Origin of the sequence: Exiguobacterium sp. Leaf187, assembly GCF_001423925.1 — a bacterium.
Classification (GTDB): domain Bacteria; phylum Bacillota; class Bacilli; order Exiguobacteriales; family Exiguobacteriaceae; genus Exiguobacterium_A; species Exiguobacterium_A indicum.
The window spans coordinates 1,052,281-1,074,665 of the sequence record NZ_LMPR01000009.1 but is presented as its reverse complement, the minus strand read 5'-3'; the positions used below and the strand labels follow the sequence as shown (position 1 = coordinate 1,074,665).

Below are 22,385 nucleotides of genomic sequence, written 5' to 3'. Positions count from 1 at the left end.
ACGAGAGAATGTGATACATTGAAAAAGAGTAACGTCCTTCAAGGACAGTGAAAGGTGAGGCAGGACATGTTTGAGCATGAAACAGTATTGAAATGGGAGTCGATTGAAGGACTCGCGATTAAACCCGACGGTATTTACGTCGATTGTACATTAGGTGGAGCAGGACACAGCGAAGAGATCGTCAAGCAACTGACGACAGGTCATCTGTACGCATTTGATCAAGATGATGTCGCCCTCGCTCATGCAGCAGAACGTCTCGCGGCGTATGAAGGTCGCTTTACTTTAATAAAGAGTAATTTTGCTTATCTGAAAGAGCAGTTAGCAGCACATGGCGTCGAGAAAGTGGACGGCATCCTATTCGATCTCGGTGTCTCTTCACCACAATTAGACGAAGGGGAACGGGGATTTAGTTACAATCACGACGCACGTCTCGACATGCGCATGGATCAATCTTCTCCACTTTCTGCCTACGAAGTCGTCAATGAGTGGTCGTACAATGATCTCGTACGTATCTTCTTTACATACGGGGAAGAGAAATTCTCGAAACAGATTGCGCGTAAAATCGAAAAAGCGCGGGAAGAGCGACCGATCGAGACGACATTTGAACTCGTCGAATTGATCAAGGATGCGATTCCGGCACCAGCACGACGTAAAGGTGGTCACCCTGCGAAACGGACTTTCCAAGCAATCCGGATCGCTGTCAATGATGAACTGAACGTCTTTGATCGTGCGGTACACCAAGCCATTGATTTATTACGGGTCGGTGGACGTCTATGTGTCATTACGTTCCATTCACTTGAAGATCGCATGTGTAAACAAGCAATCAAAGAAAAATCATCACTACCCGAGCTTCCACCGGGGTTACCGATGATTCCAGTCGAAATGGAGCCGGAACTCCGACTCGTCACACGCAAGCCGATTACGGCGGGTGTTGAAGAGCTCGATGATAACCGTCGCGCCCGATCGGCAAAATTACGAGTTGCTGAAAAAATGAAAGAAACTTGAGAGGAGCATTCCAATGGCAGAACCACTTCGTAAATCGGTCCAAACGGTTCAACCCGTTCGTCAACAACCTGTTCAGGAACCACGAAAGACGGAAGATATCGCGCGTCGCGTCGTCGTCCGTCCGAAGTATCGCTTGTATCCCTTTGAAAAATTCTTATACAGCGCGATGATTGGTGGTCTTGTGTTATTTGGGAGTTTGACGATCAGTACGCATAACGAAGCGTATAATGTGAGCCGTGATTTAGCGAAAGAGAACCAAGTCACACAATCACTCAAAAAAGAAAACGAACGTTTACAACTAGAGGTCACGAACTTAAGCTCTCCGGAACGGATTTATAAGATTGCAAAAGAACAGGGTCTTGATATGCGTAAAGGGAACATCAAGGTGATTCCTAAATGAATCCACTGAAAAAATCCCGTTGGAGAGTAGCCTTTATCATGGTGATATTTGCTACTCTCTTTTTTGTGTTCATTGGTCGATTTTTATACTTGGCGACAACAAAACAATTCCATGGGGAAGACATGATCGCCTATGCTGAGAAAAAGCGATGGGAGTCTCAGGAGACGCTCGGGGCAGAACGCGGTGAAATTTTCGACCGACTCGGTTCACCGATCGCGATCAATGTTCCATCCTATCATTTGATTGGTATTTACCGACTAGGTGGCGTCAAAGATCCGGACGAGACGATCGTCGATTTTAAAAAGACGGCTGAAGGTCTTGCACCGATTCTTGGGATGACGACGAAGGAACTGGAGACCTATTTGATTGAGAACAAAGATCGTTCGCAAATCGAATTCGGAAAAAAAGGAAATGATTTGACGCTCGATCAAAAAGAGAAGATCGATAAGTTGAAACTTCCTGGAATCCGGATGATTGAAGAGCCGAAACGATATTACCCGAATGGTATCTTCTTGTCCGATACACTTGGATTCGTCCAAAAGATCACCGAGGAGAATGGTCGTGTCGCGTTACAGGGACAAATGGGGATCGAAAAACAGTATGACGATGCCTTAAGCGAATCTTACGGGGCACGTGTCTTCGAGAAAGATCGGAGCGGTAATCCGTTGATCCAAGGCTCGTCGCGTGTCTCGAATGAACCGAAGGACGGGTCAAACCTGTACTTGACGATCGATCACCGCATTCAACAGTCGCTAGAGAAACAAATGCAAAAAATGTACAACACGTACAAACCGAAAAATGCGACAGGGATCGTCATGGATGCGAAAACCGGTGAAATCCTTGCCATGGCGGATCGTCCATCGTTCAACCCGAACTTACGTGACATGAAAGATTTCACGAATTTTGCCGTCTCGTCACGCTTCGAACCCGGTTCGACGATGAAAATCTTTACGCTCGCAGCGGCGATTGATGCGGGAGTGTTCCGTCCGAATGAGATGTATAAATCGGGTAGTTATAACTACAAAGGAACGGTCATCAAGGATTATAACGATGTCGGTTGGGGAACTATTCCGATGATTGAAGGAGTCTATCACTCCTCGAACGTCATGTTCTCGAAGTTGACAGCAGAAAAACTTGGGATCGAGCGTTATAAAGAATACTTTAAGAAGTTTCATTTTGACCAACGAACGGGTATAGACATCTCGGGAGAAGTAAACAGTCAATCTGACTTGTCGAAACCATTGAATGCGCTCATTACGTCATGGGGACAATCGACTGCGGTCACGCCGATGCAATTGCTTCAAGGGGCAACGGCAATTGCTGGTGACGGCGAGATGGTCAAACCGCATATCATCCAAAAAGCGGACCATACGGATAAAGCACCGTACCGGGCGAAAACAGAGGTCGTTGGTAAGCCGATTTCGGCAGAGGCGGCAAAAGCGACGCGGGATGCACTTGACGGTGTCGTCAATAGTAAAATCGGAACCGGGCAAATGTATAAGTTGAAAGACTACCGTGTCATCGGGAAGACCGGTACAGCTCAAATTTCTGAGAATGGGAAATACATTCAAGGACAATTCATTCACTCGTTCATCGGTATGGCGCCAAAAGATGATCCGGAATTGATCATGTACATCGCAGTCGATCGTCCTTCGAAAAGTGAATCGTCTGTTTCAGGACCACTCATCATGAGTCCGGTGTTCAAGAGTGTCATGAACACAGCATTGCAATACCGGAGCATTCAACCGGAAACGCAAAAGGACTCGGTGGATGTCAAAGCGGAAATTACGCCAAGCTACATCAAGAAGAGTGCCCGACAAGCGACGGATTTAGCAAAAGAACAAGAGGCTGTTCCAATCATCCTAGGCGATGGTGCTGAAGTCGTTTCGCAGATTCCGTCTCGTGGTCAAGAATTCGTCAGCGGAGAGCGTGTCTTGCTGAAGACAGCAAATACGTTCAAAATGCCGGATTTGACGGGGTGGTCGCAGCGAGACGTCAAAAAACTCGTCAGCTTGTATGACTTGAAGCTTGATGTCATTGGTAAAGGTTTTGTAACCAAACAATCAGCTCGAACTGGTACACTAGTGAGGGAAAATGGAAAGTTAACGGTCGAACTAGCTGAACCTAAAGAATAACGGTGGGGCAAATTTCCTGATTTCTACAGGAAGACGAGGACGAACAGGAGTCATTCGTTGACTTTTGCATTCGTCCTCTTTTGCTGTCATCAAATGGAGGTATATATCATGTTAACAATTACGCAACTCGCTGAATGGTTGCATCTCGATGTGAAAGATGATCGTATCGTTCGTCATTTTGCAACGGATTCACGCGCACAACTTGAAGACGGTCTCTATGTTCCGATTCAAGGAGCACGCGTTGATGGTCATCGATTCCTTGAAGGTGCAAAAAACCAAGGAGCGATCGTCACCTTATGGAAGAAAGGCATTGATCGACCAGACATCGATATCGTCTTTTTAGAAGTCGATGAACCATTGGTTGCCCTGCAACACATCGCAAAACGATACTTAATGCAGATTGCGCCGAAAATCGTCGCCATCACTGGATCAAATGGGAAGACATCGACGAAGGACATGGTCGAGAGCGTACTCAAGACGACGTTTAAGACACATAAGACACAAGGAAACTTCAATTCGGATATCGGAATGCCGTTAACGATTCTCATGATGCCAGCTGATACGGAAGTCGCTGTGCTTGAGATGGGAATGAACGGGTTTGGCGATATTGAATTCCTATCGAATCTAGCTGAGCCAGATATCGCACTCGTCACGAACATCGGCGAATCGCATGCGGAGCAAGTCGGTGGACGCAGTGGCATCGCCAAAGCGAAGCTTGAGATTCAATCCGGACTCAAACCAGGTGGTCATTTATTCGTTGATGGTGACGAACCACTTCTCGCAGAAGTCGAAGCGGAGAAGATCGGCTATCAAATCGGAAATACGTACCGGATCGAAACGAAGGAAGCAACGTTCTTTGGAACGGCCTTTACTTACGATGGCACCGCTTTTCACCTACCAGTGCTAGGGAAACACCAAGTCCGAAATGCAGCATACGCGATTGCGACAGCACGTGCACTTGGCGTGACGGACGCCCGGATTCAAGAAGGGTTCGATGCGGTTGAATTGACACCGATGCGGATGGAACGATTACTCTTTGAAGAGACTGCGGTCATCAATGATGCGTATAACGCGAGTCCGACATCAATGAATGCAGCGATTGAGACGGTCACTGCGTTGGAAGGGTATACGACACGCGTTCTCGTCCTCGGCGATATGTATGAATTAGGGGACCAAGAACGCTTATTACATGCCTCGGTCGGAAAGCGGATTGCGTTACCTGTCTCGCATGCTATCCTAGTAGGGGAGAAAGGCGCGTGGATTGCTGAAGGAATCAGCGACCCGTCTGTTCAAATCCAATTCGCGACAACCGTCGAGGATGCTGCAAAACGATTGCGCCCATTGCTCGGAGAACGAACAATCGTCTTATTGAAAGCGTCACGTGGGATGGCGCTTGAACGGATATTAACCTATCTGAACGAAAACTAATTTTTGAAAAAGGGTGTCTGCTATGATCACATTATTCATCAGTCTTATTCTTGCATTTCTTGTTGTATTACTCGTCATGCCAAAAGCGATTCCGTTTCTACACCAATTGAAGTTCGGTCAGGAAATTCGGGAAGAAGGACCGCAATGGCATCAGGTCAAATCCGGAACACCGACGATGGGTGGAATCGTCATTCTTGTCGCGATGATCGTCAGCGTTCTCGGTGCAGTCGTCATGGGCGATCTATCGACGACACAATTATCGTTACTGTTTTTAACACTTGCGTATGGCGTTATCGGCTTCATTGATGATTACATCAAAGTCGTCAAGAAACGTAACCTTGGTCTGAATTCAAAACAAAAATTACTTGGACAAATCGTCGTCGGATTGTTATTTGTCTGGTTGAGTGGTGGATTTACAAGTGACGCGACGTATCTATCGATTCCATTTACCGATTTTGAGCTTGATTTCGGTATCGTCTATCCGTTTGTTGCCTTGTTCTGGTTAGTTGGTTTCTCAAATGCAGTCAACTTGACGGATGGATTGGACGGTCTCGTATCATTTACAGCGATTCCAACATTCTTGTTCTTCGGATTATACAGTTGGTTTATCGCAGATGAAGTAGGCGCTGCTTGTTTTGCTTTCTCAGCGGTCGGTGCCTTGATCGGATTCCTATTATTCAATGCGCACCCAGCGAAGATCTTCATGGGAGATACAGGGTCACTTGCACTTGGAGCTGCACTAGCAGGTCTATCGATTGTCTTAAAACTGGAATTACTACTCGTCTTAATCGGTATCGTTTTCGTTGTCGAGACATTATCAGTCATTCTACAAGTCATCTCCTTTAAGACGACAGGAAAACGAATTTTCAAAATGAGCCCAATTCACCACCACTTCGAAATGGTCGGTTGGAGCGAATGGCGGATCGTCGGTACATTCGCAGGAATCAGCTGTTTGATGGCATTCATCGCCTATCTATTCGTGTAATAAAAAAGAAGAGAGAAAGTGAGCGATTCAACAATGGAACAACGACAATGGAATGATCAAAAAGTGCTCGTTCTCGGAACGGCGAAAAGTGGAATCGCAGCAGCTCGGTATTTAGCGAGTGTTGGTGCAGAAGTAACGGTCAATGACGGGAAAACGCCGTCCGAGAGTGATCAAGCGACGCTTGCATCACTCGATGTTAAGACGGTCTACGGTGAGCACCCGCTCACACTACTCGATGACATCGATTTGATCGTCAAGAATCCAGGAATTCCGTATCACATCGATCTGCTACAAGAAGCCTTACGACGCGACATTCCGGTTTGGACAGAAGTAGAACTAGCGTATCAAGCAACCGATGCGACGTGGATTGCCATCACAGGATCGAACGGGAAAACGACGACGACGACGCTGGTCCATGAGTTGTTGAAAACCGGTACGCGGCGTGTACATTTGGCAGGAAACATTGGATTCCCGGCAATTGAAATCGCATGTCAGGCGAAACAGGACGATATCATCGTCATTGAATTATCAAGTTTTCAATTGATGGGGATCGAGCAGTTCCGACCATATACGGCAGCATTTTTGAATTTATCACCAGCACATCTGGATTATCATGGTGATTTTGAATCGTATGGCGAAGCGAAAGCCCGGATCTTTAAGAACATGAAAGAAACGGATCGTCTTGTCTTGAATGCCGATGATGCGTCCGTCAATGCACTCGGAAAGACAGCTGAAGTAACGCCACTCTTGTTCTCTCGTCGTCAATCGGCGTATGCAGAAATCATGAACGATACGTTGACAATCAATGGGACGAGTATCTTACCTGTTAGTGAACTAGCTCTCGGTGGTGGGCATAATGTCGAGAACGTTCTCGCAGCCTTAACACTCGTCGAACCGTTTAACTTAGCATTATCTGACGTTCAACATGTTCTACGGACGTTTGGTGGTGTAGAGCACCGGACACAGTTCGTCGGTGAAATTGCTGGTCGAAAAGTTTACAACGACTCAAAAGCGACGAATAATGTGGCAACAGAAGCGGCGTTGTCTGGATTTACGGCACCCATCATCTGGTTATGTGGCGGACTCGAGCGTGGAGCGGATTTGACACCGTTACTCGATGCAATGAAGCATGTCAAACATGTAATCGGACTTGGTGAGACGGGTCATCGATTCGGAACGCTTGCGTCAGAAAATGGCTATGCGTCAACCGTCGTTGAGGCGATGGATGAAGCCGTGAAAGTAGCGTTTGAAGTGTCACGACCCGGCGACATCATTCTTCTGTCACCAGCATCTGCAAGTTGGGATCAATACAAGACATATGAAGAGCGCGGCGATCATTTCGTTCGTGCCGTACATGAAGTAGGAGGAACAACAGTATGAAAATCGTCGTCTCTGGAGGCGGTACAGGCGGTCACATCTATCCGGCACTCGCTATGATCCGGGAGCTCGAACAACGCATGCCGTGTGAGGTCCTCTATATCGGAACAGAAAATGGTCTCGAGGCGGATATCGTTCGTCGTGCGGGAATTCCATTTGAATCGATTGAGATTTCTGGCATCCGTCGTTCCTTGTCGTTCGAAAACGTCAAGACTGGTATCCGGTTCGTCAAGAGCGTCCGGCGTGTTCGTCGACTACTGCGTCAGTTCCAACCGGATATCGTCGTCGGTACAGGTGGGTTCGTTTGTGGACCGGTATTGTATACGGCTGCAAAAATGGGTTTCAAGACACTCGTTCATGAACAAAACAGTCTACCTGGTATCACGAATAAATTTTTAGCTCGGTATGTGGATCGTGTTGCACTCTCTTTTAAAGGGTCTGGACATCACTTCGGTAAGAATGAAGCGAAGACGGTTTTAATCGGAAATCCGCGTGCTTCTGAAGTGGCAGAGCTCAACATCAATCCGCTTGAAGAGCGACAACGTTTCGGTTTTGAGGAAGGACGTCCTCTCGTCGTCATCTATGGCGGTAGTCGTGGCGCACCTGCAATCAACGAAGCAGTCGTCGATATGATGCCAAAGGTCGAGCAAGCAGGCTGGTCGCTCCTCTTCGTTACTGGTCAAATTCATTACGATACGATTATGTCACGCGTTGGTTCCTTACCAGAACGCATTCAACTTCGCCCATTCGTATATGATTTACCGAACATCTTAAAAGCAAGTCAACTCGTCATTTCACGTTCGGGAGCAAGCACATTGGCAGAACTGACGACACTCGGCTTACCGAGTGTGCTCATCCCGAGTCCTTACGTGACGGAAAATCACCAAGAGGTCAATGCCTCATCACTCGTCGAGACAGGTGCGAGTCTATTGATTCGTGAACAAGAGCTAACGGGTGATCGGTTGTTTGAGGCATGCGAAAAAGCGTTAGCACAACAACAAATGATGTCTGAAGCGGCGCTTGCGCTCGGTATGCCGAACGCTTCACGGGACTTAGTTGATGAATTGTTACGACTGACAGGACAAAAAAACTAAACTATTGCAGGAAAAGACCGATAGGGAAATGAATTGTTACGTTATAGAGGGGGAATGAGACGTGAGGGAACGGAGAGCGGTTGGACGACCACAAGAGGACGAGAACGTCCGCAGCCTCGAGGATAAGATACCTTATATCCGTGAACAACGTCGCAAAAAAGCCAACCGGAGGCTCATCTATGTCCTGATTCTGATTGGTCTATTGGTCGGTGTCGTTTTTTATCTACAGTCGAGTTATTCTCGGGTCGCTCGATTTGATATTGATGGTAATCTTAATGTCAAAACATCAGATATCTTGAAGGCATCAGGAGTTAAGGTGAATGAGACACACGCCTTTAATCTATCAGAGGAAGACATTCTTGAACGAATCGAGAGGGTTCCAGGCATTCAGGAAGCAACGATGCAAAAACAGTTTTTGCATCAATATCGCGTGACGGTGACGGAAGAGAAAGAGATCGCTTACGCAAAGGATAAACCAGGAGACCGGATCGTACTGGCGGACGGAACGATCATTCCCGGAAAGTCGAAGGAAGAATTGTTCGATGCACCAATTCTGACTGGATTTACGGATCAATCATTAAATCGGTTGACGAAGGAACTCGTTAAGATCGAGCCGAAAGTACGTAGTCGGATCTCTGAAATCGTCGCAAACGATAAGACGGACAAGGGTGGTCTGAAATTATTCATGACGGATGGGAATACGGTGTTACTCAGTACATCATCCTTTTCAAATTCCTTGAATGAATACGTAAAGGTCATTTCTGCCTTACCAAAAGGAAAGACGGGAACGATTACAATTGATGGCGGTATCTATTTCAAGCCATATAAAGGAAAAAAATAGAAGATTCGTAAAGGGCTGACGAATAAAAAAACAAACGTGTGTTTTCATTCGTCGACCTTTGTTCGAATCGTCATCAAATCGTAATCTATTCGAACGCTAAGACGGGCAATAACTTCTTTTCGTAAGTATTTATATAGTGTAGACTTAAACGAGAAGAAGCCTGACTCATTCCTAGAATATAATTAGGAATAAAAAGGATTAGTATTATGAAAGTGGAGGTGTCACTCCCATGGAAACGAAAGGTACGATTGCCGCGCTCGACATTGGGACATCGGAGGTGAAACTCATCGTCGGTGAACTACTTGGTGGAACGCTGAACGTTCTTGCTGAAGGTTCTGCACCATCCGCGGGTGTTAAACGAGGTGTCATCGTTGACATCGATCAAACGGTACAAGCCATTAAACAAGCGGTTACGGAAGTGGAACGTACACTTGGTGAACCAATTGGTGAAGTATATGTCGCTATTTCCGGTGAACACATTCAAGTGAAGGATTGCCAAGGGATGACATCGATCAAAGGTGAGGACAATGAAATCACGGATGATGACGTGAAAGACGTTCTGCATTCTGCGATGGTCATGCGAATTCCGAACGAACTCAGTGTCGTCGATGTCTTGCCGAAGACCTTTACGGTCGATCAGCAAACAGAAATCACTGATCCGAGAGGAATGATCGGTTATCGTCTCGAAGTAACAGGGAAGCTCATCATCGGAGCGAAGACGATCCTACATAGCATTAAACGTTCCATTGAACGGGCTGGTTTAGAGCTTGCTGGATATGTGCTGGAGAGTTTAGCGGTATCTAGAATCGCAGCATCGATTGATGAACTCGAACTCGGTGTCGGAATCATCGATATCGGTCATGAGACGACGACACTTTCCATCTACGAAAAGAATGATCTCGTCTACTCGACGACGTTGCCATACGGTGGTGATCATCTGACACGTGATTTGACGTACAAGATGAATTGTAAATATCAAGACGCGAAACTTGCTAAAGAAGAATATGGTGTTGCGCTTGAAGCACTCGGGGATCCGGAAGAGAAAGTTTCCTACGTCACGATCAACGGCGAACATCGTTTCGAACCACAATCAGAGATTGGATTCGTTTTAGAAGCACGACTTGAGGAAATCTTCGAGATGATTCAAAAACGAATGACGCAAGCAGGATACGCTCACATGAATAGTGGCTTAATCTTATGTGGGGGAAGTTCTTCATTACCGGGAATCGATCAGCTCGGAAAACGAATCTTCAAGCAGAGCGTCAATGTCTATCAACCTGCTAGTCTTGGTATTCGTCATCCGAAGTATGCCGTCGCAGCCGGTATGTTACGTTATGTGCTCTCAAGAAGCGCCGTATCGAAATCAGGTTTCGACCGGGCGGAAGAGAAGGAAGCCGTAGCGCACGGACATGAACAGGATGCACTGCTCATGAACGAACAGACGTCACCTACGCGAAACGAACGGCCAACACGTGAACAGCCTCCGAAAGAGAAAAAGTCATTCAGTAGTTTCTTTGAGAAATTCTTTGGTTAATGCCTACAAAAAATCCAATGAGTAAAAAATATTAGGGGGCCCTTTTTATGTTGCATTTTGATGAAATGATGGACCAAGTAGCAAAAATCAAGGTCATCGGTGTAGGTGGTGGCGGTTCGAACGCCGTCAACCGAATGATTGAACACGGTGTCCAAGGCGTAGAATTCATCGCAGTAAACACGGACGCGCAGGCATTGAACATGTCACAAGCTGACGTAAAACTACAACTCGGTGCTAAATTGACACGTGGTCTCGGTGCGGGTGCCAATCCGGAAATCGGTAAAAAAGCGGCGGAAGAGAGCCGTGAGCAATTAACAGAAATCCTTTCAGGCGCTGACATGGTCTTCGTCACAGCTGGGATGGGTGGCGGAACTGGTACAGGAGCTGCTCCTGTCATCGCGGAGATTTCAAAAGAAATCGGTGCATTGACAGTCGGCGTCGTCACAAAACCATTTATGTTCGAAGGACGTAAACGTATGCAACATGCTGTTTCAGGTGTCCAGAACTTCAAAGAAAAAGTCGATACGTTGATCGTCATTCCGAACGATAAGTTACTTGAAATCGTTGATCGGAACACACCAATGCTTGAAGCGTTCAAAGAAGCAGATAACGTCTTGCGTCAAGGTGTACAAGGTATCACTGACTTGATCGCCGTACCTGGTCTGATCAACCTCGACTTCGCCGATGTGAAGACGATCATGACGGAAAAAGGTTCTGCTTTAATGGGTGTCGGTGTCGCGACAGGCGAACACCGCGCGACGGAAGCAGCGAAAAAAGCGATTTCGAGTCCGTTGCTTGAGACCTCGATCGAAGGCGCGAAAGGTGTTCTGATGAACATTACAGGTAGTGCGAACCTTAGCTTGTACGAAGTGACGGAAGCCGCACAAATCGTTCAGAGTGCAGCTGATGAGGAAGTCAACTTGATCTTTGGTTCTGTCATCAACGATAACCTAGAAGATGAAATCATCGTTACAGTCATCGCGACGGAATTCGAAAACGAACCACTCGATTTCGAAATTCCATCCGCTCAAGAAATGATGAAGAATTTATTGAAGAAAAAACAAGCGACTCCACCACCAACAGAGGAGTCAAAACCACAAGTCGAAGAGACACCTGTCAGCTCGAATCCCGAACCGGCTAAAGAGCCAGATGTCGAAGAAACGATGGACATCCCATCTTTCCTTCGCCGGAATAATCGTTGATCGATGTTCCAGTGACACGACTGCTAAACGATGAGGTGTCGCGAAAGCGGCGCCTCTTTTTTTAAAATCAAAGGAGGCATGAACATGTTTGGACAATGGATCAAATGGGATACACCGACAGGTACCGTACGTGCCGCCTTTACGACGAAGTTCGCTGCCCCTCATGAAAACGGAAATTTAGGGTTACATGTCAACGATGATCGCGACGGTGTCATCCAGAATCGACAAGTCATCGCACGTCAGCTTGATCTCTCGCTCGAGAACTCGATTTGGGCACAGCAAGTTCACGGAAATCACGTCGAACAGGTGACGACACTTGACTCCGGGCGCGGTGCTTTGGATTACGAAACAGCGATTCCGGGTACAGATGGATTGGTGACGACCGATTCGAATGTCTTATTGATGATGCTCTTCGCTGACTGTGTGCCGCTTGTCTTCTGTGATCCGACGACAGGAATCATCGCGAATACGCATGCCGGCTGGCGCGGAACCGTTGGCAATATCGTCGAGGAAACAGTCAAGCAAATGGAACGTGCGGGTGCGAGTCGTTCATCGATTCAAATGGTCATTGGTCCATCGATTCGTGATTGTTGTTACGAAGTCGATCAACCGGTCATCGATGCAATCGATGCGCTTGAACTCGATGAGTCTCCTTACATACGCAAGGAAGATGGAAAAGCGATGTTATCGCTACAAAAAACGAATGCTGCGCTAGCTGAGCGTTGTGGAGTCGGTGATGTCCTTGACTCAGGTCTATGTACACACTGTCAGGCGGAAGATTACTTCTCTTATCGCCACGGTGACCACGGTGGGCGCTTTGCAAGTTTGATCGTAAAGGAGTCATTGGATGTCAATTCTTGATAATGTACAAGAAGTTACAAAACGAATGGAACAAGCGAGTGAAAAGAGTCCTTCTGAAAAGCAGGTACAGTTGATTGGTGTGACGAAATCAGTCTCAAGTCAAGTTGCTTCTGAATTATTAGCAGCTGGCGTGACCCATCTCGGAGAAAATCGTCCGGACGGATTGCTTGAAAAACAGGCAGAGCTCGGACGAACTGCTTGTACGTGGCACTTCATTGGTACACTACAAACGCGTAAAGTTCGTCAAATCATCGATGCCATTGACGTGTTGCATTCCCTTGACCGTCTTCATTTGGCGGAAGAGATCAATAAACGAACAGACCGAATCATTGATTGTTTCATCCAAGTCAACGTTTCTGGGGAAGAATCGAAGCAAGGCATCGCGCCTGAGGATGTACCATCGTTCTTACACGAAATCGGTCAATATCCCGCGATTCGTGTCATCGGACTGATGACGATGGCACCGTTGACGGAAGATACGGCGCGTATCCGTGAGGTATTCCGTTCATTAAAAACATTGCAAGAAGAGGTCAAGGCGAAAAAATTGTCGTATGCTCCATGTACGGAGTTATCTATGGGAATGTCATCGGATTTTGAAATCGCCATCGAAGAAGGGGCGACGTTCGTCCGAATCGGGACGACGCTCGTTCACACCTAAACGAGAAGAAGGGAGAATGGATATGGGTTTTAAATCAAAAATGCAAAATCTATTTCTCGGCAACAGCGACGATTTAGATGAACTTGAATATGAAAATGATGCTACAATAAATAAAGGTAGAGGTGCTTCACAACAAGAGTATGAAGAGTATTACGAGGAATCTACCCCAAGTGTTACTCAAAAGGAGGACAGCGTGAGACAATCGAATATCGTGCCGCTTCATGCGACGAAAAAAACGAAATCGCAAGTCATCTTGAGTGAACCACGTGTCTTCAACGAAGCCCAGGAAATCGGGGAACATCTTCGTCAGAACCGTGCTGTCATCGTCAATATGCAGCGTATGTCAAAAGATCAATCACGACAGATGATTAATTTCTTATCTGGTGTCGTCTTCGCTCTCGATGGAACGATTACGACGATCAGTCAGAATACCCTCCTCTGTGTTCCGAACAACGTCGAGTTAGCTGGTAGCATCTCGAATCTTCTTGGAGAAGATGATATTAATCATAAGGGGTGGTAAGTATGGATTCTCAAGTGATGTACGCAATTGGTCGTACATTAAGTACGTTATTACAGTATTACAGTTACGTCATGATCGTTTATATCCTGCTTTCGTGGTTCCCGAATGCCCGTGATTCTAAATTCGGACAAGTGCTCGCGATGTTAGTCGAGCCATTCCTAGCGCCCTTCCGTCGTATCATCCCGCCTATCGGGGGCATGCTGGATATCTCGCCGATTGTAGCCTTCCTCGTCTTGAACTTGGCTCAATCGGGTATCCGAGCAATCTTTTTAGTATGAGCGTATACGATCATTATCGTGGAAGCGAGCGGGAATTCGTCGATTCAGTCTTGAACTGGATTGATCATGTGGAAGCGACCTATACGTTCAAATTAACGGATTTCCTAGATCCACGTGAACAACAAATCACACAAGAACTCGTCGGTTCGAAATGCGCCCTCTTTTTTGAGGGCGGTTTCGAAGGCGCTGAACGTAAACGGGCAATCCTCGCACCAGATTATTATGAATACAACGCGGATGACTTTGACATTTCCATCTATCGCATTCATTATCCTACTAAATTCGTTGAACTTTCTCATCGTCAAGTCACCGGTACATTATTGAACGTCGGATTGAAACGAGCCAAATTCGGCGACGTCATCATTCAGGATCAAGTACAGTTTGCCGTCGCGGACGAAGTCGCGACCTATATCGAAGCAAACGTCGAACGAGCAGGGAAGACGAAGATTCGTCTTTCGCGCGTAGACGCAGAAGATCGCTTGAAAGTGAAGGATCAAGAGTGGGAAGAGACACTTGGGTTTGTCAGCTCACTTCGGTTCGATACGGTCGTGAGTGAAATTCTCGGCTTCTCACGTCAAAAAGCACAGGCGCTCATTAAACAGGGTGAGAGTAAAGTGAATTATAAAGTAGTGGATGATTCGAGCTTCATGCTAGAAGAAGGCGACTTACTTTCCTTGCGTGGAACAGGACGCGTCAAGTTGATTGCAATCCTCGGATCAACGAAACGTGATCGAATCAAACTACAATACGGTATTTTAAAAGGATAAGATAAATGCGGAGGAGGAATTCATCATGCCATTAACGCCACTCGATATTCATAATAAGGAGTTCACACGAAAGTTTCGCGGCTATGACGAAGATGAAGTGAACGAATTCCTAGATCAAGTCATCAAGGATTTTGAATTGTTGTTACGTGAGAACCGTCAACAACAAGAAGTCATCCAAAACATGCAAGCGCGTGTCGACTACTTCAGTTCGATGGAAGAAACGTTGAATAAATCGATCATCGTTGCACAGGAAGCGGCTGAAGAAGTCAAAGCCAATGCTTCAAAAGAAGCGAGCTTGATCCTAAAGCAAGCAGAACGTGAAGCAGAGCAGTTGCAAGATGCGGCGCAACGCCGGGCACAACGGACAGACTTCGAAGTCGAGCAAATGCGCAAAAAAATCGAACTCTATCGTAATCGATTCAAAGTATTGATCGATGCGCAGATGGAATTATTGACGAGCCATGACTGGGATGCGTTTGATTTCTCTTCTCGTGGAGCGCTTGACGATGTTCCAGCAGTTGCGTATAATGACGACGATGTCGTATAAATAAAATCAATGACAAGGACACGTCGCATCTTGGACGGTTGACAGCGAATCGGGGGAATGGTGGAAGCCCGAGCAACGAAAAAGATGAGGTATCCCCTTGGAGTGCAAGACTGAACGTTCGCTGAACAGTAAGTCATGCCGGCTCACTCCCGTTATCGAGTTCTTAAGCGGTCCTGCGTCGTCAAAATGGCGAGCAGGATTAGTAGGGTGGTACCGCGAGTTCAGCCAAGCTCGTCCCTATCTCAGGGATGAGCTTGGCTTTTTTTGTACTTTTAAAGCGAAAGGTGAGAGATGGTCAGATGGATTACAAAGAAACCTTATTGATGATGAAAACGGAGTTTTTAATGCGAGGCAACTTGCCAAAACGTGAACCAGATATGCAAGCACGATGGGAAGAGATGAATCTCTACGCTGCGGTCCAGGAAAAGAATGCTGGAAAGCCAACGTTCATCCTCCACGATGGTCCTCCGTATGCGAATGGTGACATCCACATGGGTCACGGATTAAACAAAGTCTTAAAAGACATCATCGTCCGCTACAAATCGATGAATGGCTTCCAGTCTCCATACGTGCCTGGTTGGGACACACACGGATTACCGATTGAAACAGCACTTCAAAAAGCCGGTGTTGATCGTAAATCGATGACGGTCGCAGAATTCCGTGAATTATGTGCGAAATATGCGCTGGAACAAGTCGATCACCAACGCGAACAATTCAAACGTCTCGGCGTTCTCGGTGACTATGACAACCCATACATCACTCTTCAACCAGAATTTGAAGCAGCTCAAATTCGTTTATTCGGCGATATGGCGAACAAAGGCTATATCTACAAAGGGAAGAAACCGGTCTATTGGTCACCGTCTTCTGAATCGGCATTAGCTGAAGCAGAAATCGAATATCAAGATAAACGGTCAGCTGCCATCTATGTCGCGTTCCAAGTCATGGACGGAAAAAACATCTTAGAGCCGACGGATCATTTCGTCATCTGGACGACGACACCATGGACGATTCCAGCGAACCTCGGAATCTCTGTCAGTGCGGAACTGACATATGCGCGGATCGAGTATCAAGGAAAAGGCTATATCGTAGCGGAAACACTCGTTCCTGAAGTCATCGAAGCACTCGGATGGGAAGACGCAACAGTCGGACGTATCTTTAATGGTGCGGACTTCGAATACATGAAAGCAAAACATCCATTGTACGACCGTGAATCACTCGTCATGCTTGGCGATCACGTTACAGCGGAAGCGACAGGTGTCGTGCATACGGCTCCAGGTCACGGGGAAGATGACTTCCGTATCGGTCAAGCGTACGGTCTTGACGTTCTTTGCCCAGTCGACGATAAAGGGGTCATGACAGCAGAAGCGCCTGGATTCGAAGGCATGTTCTATGAGGATGCGAACAAAGAAATCGGTCTTGCACTCGAAGAAGCAGGCGCTCTCTTAAAACTGTCGTTCATCAAACACTCGTATCCACACGACTGGCGGACGAAAAAACCGGTCATCTTCCGGGCAACGCCACAGTGGTTCGCTTCAATCAAAGACTTCCGTGCGGAAATCCTTGATGAGATCAAAGGTGTCCAGTGGGTACCAGAGTGGGGAGAAACACGTCTCCACAACATGTTCAAAGACCGCGGCGACTGGGTCATCTCACGTCAACGTGCTTGGGGCGTTCCGCTTCCAATCTTCTATGCTGAAGATGGAACAGAAATCGTCACACCAGAAACGATTGATCATATCGCGAATTTATTTGCAGCTCACGGATCAAATGTCTGGTATGAGCGCGAAGCAGTCGACTTGCTTCCTGAAGGATTCACACATCCAGCAAGCCCGAACGGTATCTTCAAAAAGGAAACTGACATCATGGATGTCTGGTTCGATTCTGGTTCATCACATGCCGGTGTCCTTGCGACACGTCCTGAATTGACACGTCCAGCGGATCTCTATCTTGAAGGATCTGACCAATATCGTGGTTGGTTCAACTCGTCGCTATCGACAGCCGTCGCAACGACAGGAAAAGCACCATACAAAGCGGTCGTCAGTCACGGATTCGTTCTGGATGGTCAAGGTCGCAAGATGTCGAAATCGATCGGTAACACGATTGCACCGATTCAAGTCATGCAACAATTTGGAGCAGAGATCCTTCGCTTGTGGGTGGCATCAGTCGATTATCAAGCTGATGTCCGAGCATCGATGGATAACTTCAAACAAGTCTCAGAATCATATCGTAAAATCCGGAACACGGTTCGTTTCCTCCTCGGAAACTTGGATCAATTCGATCCTGCGACGCACCGCGTCGCATTTGAAGACTTACCAGAGTCAGATCGTTTCATGCGGACGAAACTGGACCAACTTGTTGGAAAAGTAAAAGCGGCTTATGATGCGTACGACTTCATGTCGGTCTATCAATTGCTCCATAACTTCTGTGTCCTTGATTTGTCGTCGTTCTACCTCGATTACACGAAAGATATCCTGTATATCGAAAAAGCAGACGCGACATCGCGTCGTGCGGTTCAGACGGTCATGTATGATACAGTCGTTGCCTTGTTGCAATTGATGGCACCTGTCTTGCCACACACAGCAGACGAAGCATGGGAATTCGTACCAGCTGTTGAAACGAAGAGTATCTTCCTGACAGACCTTCCGAAAACGGTCGAAGTCTCAGAAGAAGGACTTGCCCTCATCGAGAAATGGAACGCGTTCCTGACATTCCGCGATGATGTCTTAAAAGCACTCGAGGAAGCGCGCGTTGAGAAACTCGTCGGTAAGACACTCGAAGCGAAACTCTTGCTTGCACCGAAGGAAGAGACGAAAGCCTTGCTCGGAACAATCGATCATCTTGAGCAGTTACTCCAAGTCTCACAACTCGAATTCGTTGAAACGGCGGATAAGATGTATGAGACGACCGGCATCACGGTTCAAAAAGCTGACGGTGAAAAATGTGAACGTTGTTGGACATATTCGACGGAACTCGGACAAGATCCGGCTCATCCGACTCTTTGCCCACGTTGTACTGAAGTCGTCAATTCTTTATAATGATACAAAGGGAGGGGCGACTGCGACTTCGCAGGACGCCCCTCATTATTTTTGGATGCGGAGGACAATAGGATGTGGCTTTACTTAGGGATTGCTGCTTTACTCGTTGGAATCGACCAGTTGACGAAATGGATTGTCGTTCAAAATATGACGATCGGTCAAGCCATCACGGTCATTCCGGATTTCTTTTATCTCAACTCGTATCGGAATCGAGGCGCTGCGTGGGGCATGCTCGAAGGTAAATTCGGCTTTTTCTTCATCGTTACGGTCGTCGTCGTCATTGGATTGATTTACTTCCTCTACAAGGAAGGCACGAAAAATAAGGTATTTGCTTGGAGCATCGCGTTATTGCTCAGTGGTGCGATCGGAAATTTCATTGATCGAATGGCACGAGGAGAAGTCGTTGATTTCTTCCACTTCTTCCCGTTCGGCTATAATTTTCCGATCTTTAATGTCGCAGACGTCTGTTTGACGTTTGGTGTCATCACGATGCTAATTAGCGTCATGTTCGAAGAACGGTTGACTAAGAAAGGAACGATGGATAAATGAATGAAGTAGAAACATGGTCCGTGCAAGCGGATGGAGCGACAGGGCGCATTGATAAATGGCTCGCAGAACAAAACGATTGGTCGCGTTCGCAAGTACAGGAATGGTTGAAAGCGGGGCGCGTCGAAGTCGACGGTCGTGTCGTCAAACCGAACTATAAATTATCGGGAACGGAATCGATTGAGGTCCATATCCCGGAAGCAGTGGAACTCGAAATCTTGCCGGAAGACATCCCACTTGATGTCGTCTATGAAGATTCGGACGTCATCGTCGTCAACAAACCAAAAGGGATGGTCGTCCACCCGGCGGCAGGGCATGTCTCAGGAACGCTCGTCAACGCCTTATTACACCACTGTCAAGATCTCTCAGGCATCAATGGCGTCAAACGTCCAGGAATCGTTCACCGAATCGATAAGGATACGTCAGGTCTGTTGATGGTCGCTAAGAACGACTTAGCGCATGAATCACTTGCACATCAATTGAAAGAGAAGACGACGGAGCGTCTTTATATCGCGCTCGTACACGGTGAAATCCCGCACGAACTCGGAACGATTGAAGCGCCAATCGGACGCGATAAGAACGACCGTCAACGGATGACGGTAACGGATAAGAATTCAAAGTCTGCCGTGACCCATTTCCGTGTTCTTGATCGGTACGAGGGCTTTACGGTCGTTGAATGTAAACTTGAAACAGGACGGACGCACCAAATCCGTGTCCACATGCGTTATATCGGTTTCCCGCTTGCTGGTGACCCGAAATATGGTCCACGCAAGACGATGAAAATGAACGGTCAAGCCTTGCATGCTGCGGTTCTCGGTTTCGAACACCCACGGACAGGTGAGTGGATGCGGTTTGAAGCACCGCTCCCAGAAGAGATGACATTTGAAATCGGTCAATTGAAAAAACTTGAATTAGAGTCTTGACGTTTTTCTAATAAAACGGTAGAGTATCACCTAGAGAGCGATGCGAGACATCCTCTACTGACACTTCGGTCGTCCGAGTGACGATCCTACCTAACTAGTATCACCTTTAATCGAGTCCGGAGAGGCTGCGAAAGGGAGAACCTACCACGATTGTGTGTAGGCATGCATACATGACGTATGCCATGATTCTGTCTTCGATGACCTTCTGCGGATTTCCGCAGAAGGTCTTTTGTATGAAAGGAGAAAACATGAAACCAGCCGTCATCTTAGATGAAGCCGCGATCGGACGTGCACTGACACGGATCGCCCATGAAATCATCGAACGTAACAAAGGAATTCATGATTTGATGATTGTCGGAATCAAGACGCGAGGCGAGACACTCGCTCGTCGACTTGCGAAGCGCATCGAACAAATCGAAGGAAAACCGGTCTTACTCGGTGTCGTCGACATCTCAATGTACCGGGATGACTTGTCGAAACGAAGTTTAGAACCAGAAATCAAAGGTTCTGATTTACCGGAAGACATCACCGGGAAAATCGTCGTCCTCGTTGACGACGTGCTCTACACAGGTCGCACCGTTCGCGCCGCGATGGATGCGCTCGTCGATCACGGAAGACCGAGTATGATTCAACTTGCTGTCCTCGTCGACCGCGGACATCGGGAGTTACCGATTCGACCAGATTTCATCGGTAAGAACGTCCCGACATCCCGCGAGGAACAAGTCGTCGTCGCGCTCGCCGAAGTCGATGAAGCCGATCAAGTATTCATTAAACGCTAAAATTCAAAACCTTTAAGGTGGTCCAGAGAGACCAGAAAGGGAGTCATCCATATGGCAAAACATGCCGCAGTACTTGATGTACAAGAAGTACCTACTCACCCTCTAAACTGGCTGATGCTCAGCTTACAACACGTCTTCGCGATGTTTGGTGCGACCGTGCTCGTCCCGCTCTTAACGGGACTCAACACATCGGTCGCGCTCGTCGCAAGCGGAGTCGGCACACTGATTTTCCTCGCCGTCACCCGCTTCAAAGTACCCACATATCTTGGTTCGAGTTTTGCCTACATCGCCCCAATCATCGCCGTCAGTGAGCGGTGGGGTGTCGAGGATGCCTTAATCGGCGGAATGGTCGCTGGACTCGTCTACGGACTCGTCTCACTCCTCATCCGCTACACGGGAGCTGCTTGGTTGCTTCGCTTACTCCCGCCGGTCGTCATCGGACCGGTCATCATGGTTATCGGTTTATCGCTCGCCCCGACCGCTGTCAACATGGCGATGAACGGAGCGGATGGTAAGTACAACGGACTGTACTTCCTCGTTGCGATGGTCACACTCGGCGTCACACTCCTTGCGATGACGTACTTAAAAGGAATGTGGAGTACGATTCCGATTTTGTTCGGGATCACAGTTGGTTATCTCGTTGCGGCATCGGTCGGAATCATTGATTTCACACCACTCCAACAAGCAACGTTCTTCCACGTGCCGGACTTCACGATTCCGTTCTTGAATTACACACCATCGTGGAATACAGCCGCGTTGCTTCTGATTGTTCCCGTGACGCTCGTCACACTGACGGAGCACATTGGCGAACAAAAAGTGACATCACGGATCATCGGGCGCGAGACGCTCCTCGATCCAGGGATGCACCGGACCGTACTGGGTGACGGGATCGCGAAGACAGTCGCTTCGATGCTTGGCGGACCACCGGTTACGACGTATGGTGAGAACAACGGTGTCATGTCGATCACTCGTGTCTACAGTGTCTACGTCCTCGGTGGTGCGGCGGTTCTTGCGATCAGCTTCGGATTCCTCGGATATGTCGAAGGATTCATCAAGACGATTCCGACACCGGTCATGGGTGGAATCAGTATCCTCTTGTTCGGAGTCATCGCGTCGAATGGTCTCCGGACGCTGACGGAAAGTAAGATCGATCTTGCCGATAAACGAAATCTGACGATTACAGCCGTCATTCTCGTCACAGGTATCGGAGGCGCGGCGCTCAAAATCGGCAACTTCTCTCTCGAAGGAATGGCACTAGCGACGATTCTTGGAATCATCCTGAATCTAGTTCTTCCGAAAACGACAGAGCAGGTCGAAGAAACAACGGAAACCTCTACAACTCAATCGGTAGCTAACAACTTTTAAGACGTTCCGAGAGAACGATAAAGTGAAGGCCATGAAAAGATGCAGGGAATCACTCTGCCTTCTTTCGGCGCACCTTCACTTAGAAGGTGCGCCTTTTTCATGACC

General features: G+C 47.5%; 21 protein-coding genes. All 21 read left to right on the top strand.

Annotation, left to right across the window (positions count from 1 at the left end; genetic code table 11):
* Positions 1-66 precede the first annotated feature (66 nt).
* The 21 genes from rsmH (at position 67) to ASF99_RS09800 (ending at position 22,280) form a co-directional block, all read left to right on the top strand.
* Entirely contained in the window at positions 67-1,005 is a 939-nt protein-coding gene (gene rsmH / locus ASF99_RS09900; protein WP_035396712.1) for a 16S rRNA (cytosine(1402)-N(4))-methyltransferase RsmH, read from the top strand.
* A 13-nt stretch (positions 1,006-1,018) separates the two neighbouring features.
* Complete coding sequence (gene ftsL, locus ASF99_RS09895) at positions 1,019-1,405, top strand: cell division protein FtsL (protein ID WP_055968664.1); 387 nt, start codon at positions 1,019-1,021, stop codon at positions 1,403-1,405.
* Positions 1,402-3,540: a penicillin-binding protein gene (locus ASF99_RS09890; RefSeq protein WP_055968662.1), complete on the top strand. Its 2,139-nt coding sequence runs from the start codon at positions 1,402-1,404 to the stop codon at positions 3,538-3,540. The genes ftsL and ASF99_RS09890 overlap by 4 nt, the downstream gene beginning before the upstream one ends.
* Positions 3,541-3,648: 108 nt before the next feature.
* A complete protein-coding gene (locus ASF99_RS09885) occupies positions 3,649-4,968 on the top strand; it encodes a UDP-N-acetylmuramoyl-tripeptide--D-alanyl-D-alanine ligase (protein ID WP_074668418.1) in 1,320 nt (439 codons plus the stop codon).
* A gap of 22 nt (positions 4,969-4,990) precedes the next feature.
* On the top strand, positions 4,991-5,953 hold the full coding sequence (mraY, locus tag ASF99_RS09880; protein WP_023468805.1) for a phospho-N-acetylmuramoyl-pentapeptide-transferase: 963 nt from the start codon (positions 4,991-4,993) through the stop codon (positions 5,951-5,953).
* A gap of 33 nt (positions 5,954-5,986) precedes the next feature.
* A complete protein-coding gene (gene murD / locus ASF99_RS09875; protein ID WP_035396893.1) occupies positions 5,987-7,333 on the top strand; it encodes a UDP-N-acetylmuramoyl-L-alanine--D-glutamate ligase in 1,347 nt (448 codons plus the stop codon).
* A complete protein-coding gene (gene murG / locus ASF99_RS09870; RefSeq protein WP_035396718.1) occupies positions 7,330-8,424 on the top strand; it encodes an undecaprenyldiphospho-muramoylpentapeptide beta-N-acetylglucosaminyltransferase in 1,095 nt (364 codons plus the stop codon). The genes murD and murG overlap by 4 nt, the downstream gene beginning before the upstream one ends.
* A gap of 61 nt (positions 8,425-8,485) precedes the next feature.
* A complete protein-coding gene (locus ASF99_RS09865) occupies positions 8,486-9,265 on the top strand; it encodes a cell division protein FtsQ/DivIB (RefSeq protein WP_023468802.1) in 780 nt (259 codons plus the stop codon).
* Between the two features lie 229 nt (positions 9,266-9,494).
* A complete protein-coding gene (ftsA, locus tag ASF99_RS09860) occupies positions 9,495-10,799 on the top strand; it encodes a cell division protein FtsA (protein ID WP_023468801.1) in 1,305 nt (434 codons plus the stop codon).
* 47 nt (positions 10,800-10,846) lie between these two features.
* A complete protein-coding gene (ftsZ, locus tag ASF99_RS09855) occupies positions 10,847-12,001 on the top strand; it encodes a cell division protein FtsZ (RefSeq protein ID WP_023468800.1) in 1,155 nt (384 codons plus the stop codon).
* Between the two features lie 84 nt (positions 12,002-12,085).
* On the top strand, positions 12,086-12,862 hold the full coding sequence (gene pgeF / locus ASF99_RS09850) for a peptidoglycan editing factor PgeF (protein WP_023468799.1): 777 nt from the start codon (positions 12,086-12,088) through the stop codon (positions 12,860-12,862).
* Positions 12,849-13,520 carry a YggS family pyridoxal phosphate-dependent enzyme gene (locus ASF99_RS09845; protein WP_055968660.1) on the top strand — a complete coding sequence of 224 codons (672 nt, stop codon included), beginning with the start codon at positions 12,849-12,851 and terminating at the stop codon, positions 13,518-13,520. Before pgeF ends, ASF99_RS09845 begins: the two co-directional genes overlap by 14 nt.
* Before the next feature lie 193 nt (positions 13,521-13,713).
* Positions 13,714-14,040: a cell division protein SepF gene (locus ASF99_RS09840; RefSeq protein WP_231496839.1), complete on the top strand. Its 327-nt coding sequence runs from the start codon at positions 13,714-13,716 to the stop codon at positions 14,038-14,040.
* A gap of 2 nt (positions 14,041-14,042) precedes the next feature.
* Complete coding sequence (locus tag ASF99_RS09835; protein ID WP_023468796.1) at positions 14,043-14,318, top strand: YggT family protein; 276 nt, start codon at positions 14,043-14,045, stop codon at positions 14,316-14,318.
* Positions 14,315-15,085, top strand: coding sequence for a YlmH family RNA-binding protein (locus ASF99_RS09830; RefSeq protein ID WP_023468795.1), 771 nt, complete (start codon positions 14,315-14,317; stop codon positions 15,083-15,085). Before ASF99_RS09835 ends, ASF99_RS09830 begins: the two co-directional genes overlap by 4 nt.
* 25 nt (positions 15,086-15,110) lie before the next feature.
* Entirely contained in the window at positions 15,111-15,632 is a 522-nt protein-coding gene (locus ASF99_RS09825) for a DivIVA domain-containing protein (RefSeq protein WP_023468794.1), read from the top strand.
* A gap of 299 nt (positions 15,633-15,931) precedes the next feature.
* Positions 15,932-18,667, top strand: a complete 2,736-nt coding sequence (gene ileS, locus ASF99_RS09820) for an isoleucine--tRNA ligase (protein WP_055968659.1) — start codon at positions 15,932-15,934, stop codon at positions 18,665-18,667.
* A gap of 72 nt (positions 18,668-18,739) precedes the next feature.
* Positions 18,740-19,216: a signal peptidase II gene (gene lspA / locus ASF99_RS09815; RefSeq protein WP_023468792.1), complete on the top strand. Its 477-nt coding sequence runs from the start codon at positions 18,740-18,742 to the stop codon at positions 19,214-19,216.
* Positions 19,213-20,136 carry an RluA family pseudouridine synthase gene (locus ASF99_RS09810; protein ID WP_035396726.1) on the top strand — a complete coding sequence of 308 codons (924 nt, stop codon included), beginning with the start codon at positions 19,213-19,215 and terminating at the stop codon, positions 20,134-20,136. Before lspA ends, ASF99_RS09810 begins: the two co-directional genes overlap by 4 nt.
* A 248-nt stretch (positions 20,137-20,384) precedes the next feature.
* A complete protein-coding gene (gene pyrR / locus ASF99_RS09805) occupies positions 20,385-20,915 on the top strand; it encodes a bifunctional pyr operon transcriptional regulator/uracil phosphoribosyltransferase PyrR (RefSeq protein ID WP_035396895.1) in 531 nt (176 codons plus the stop codon).
* Positions 20,916-20,966: 51 nt separating this feature from the next.
* A complete protein-coding gene (locus tag ASF99_RS09800; protein WP_050677526.1) occupies positions 20,967-22,280 on the top strand; it encodes a uracil-xanthine permease family protein in 1,314 nt (437 codons plus the stop codon).
* Positions 22,281-22,385: the final 105 nt, after the last annotated feature.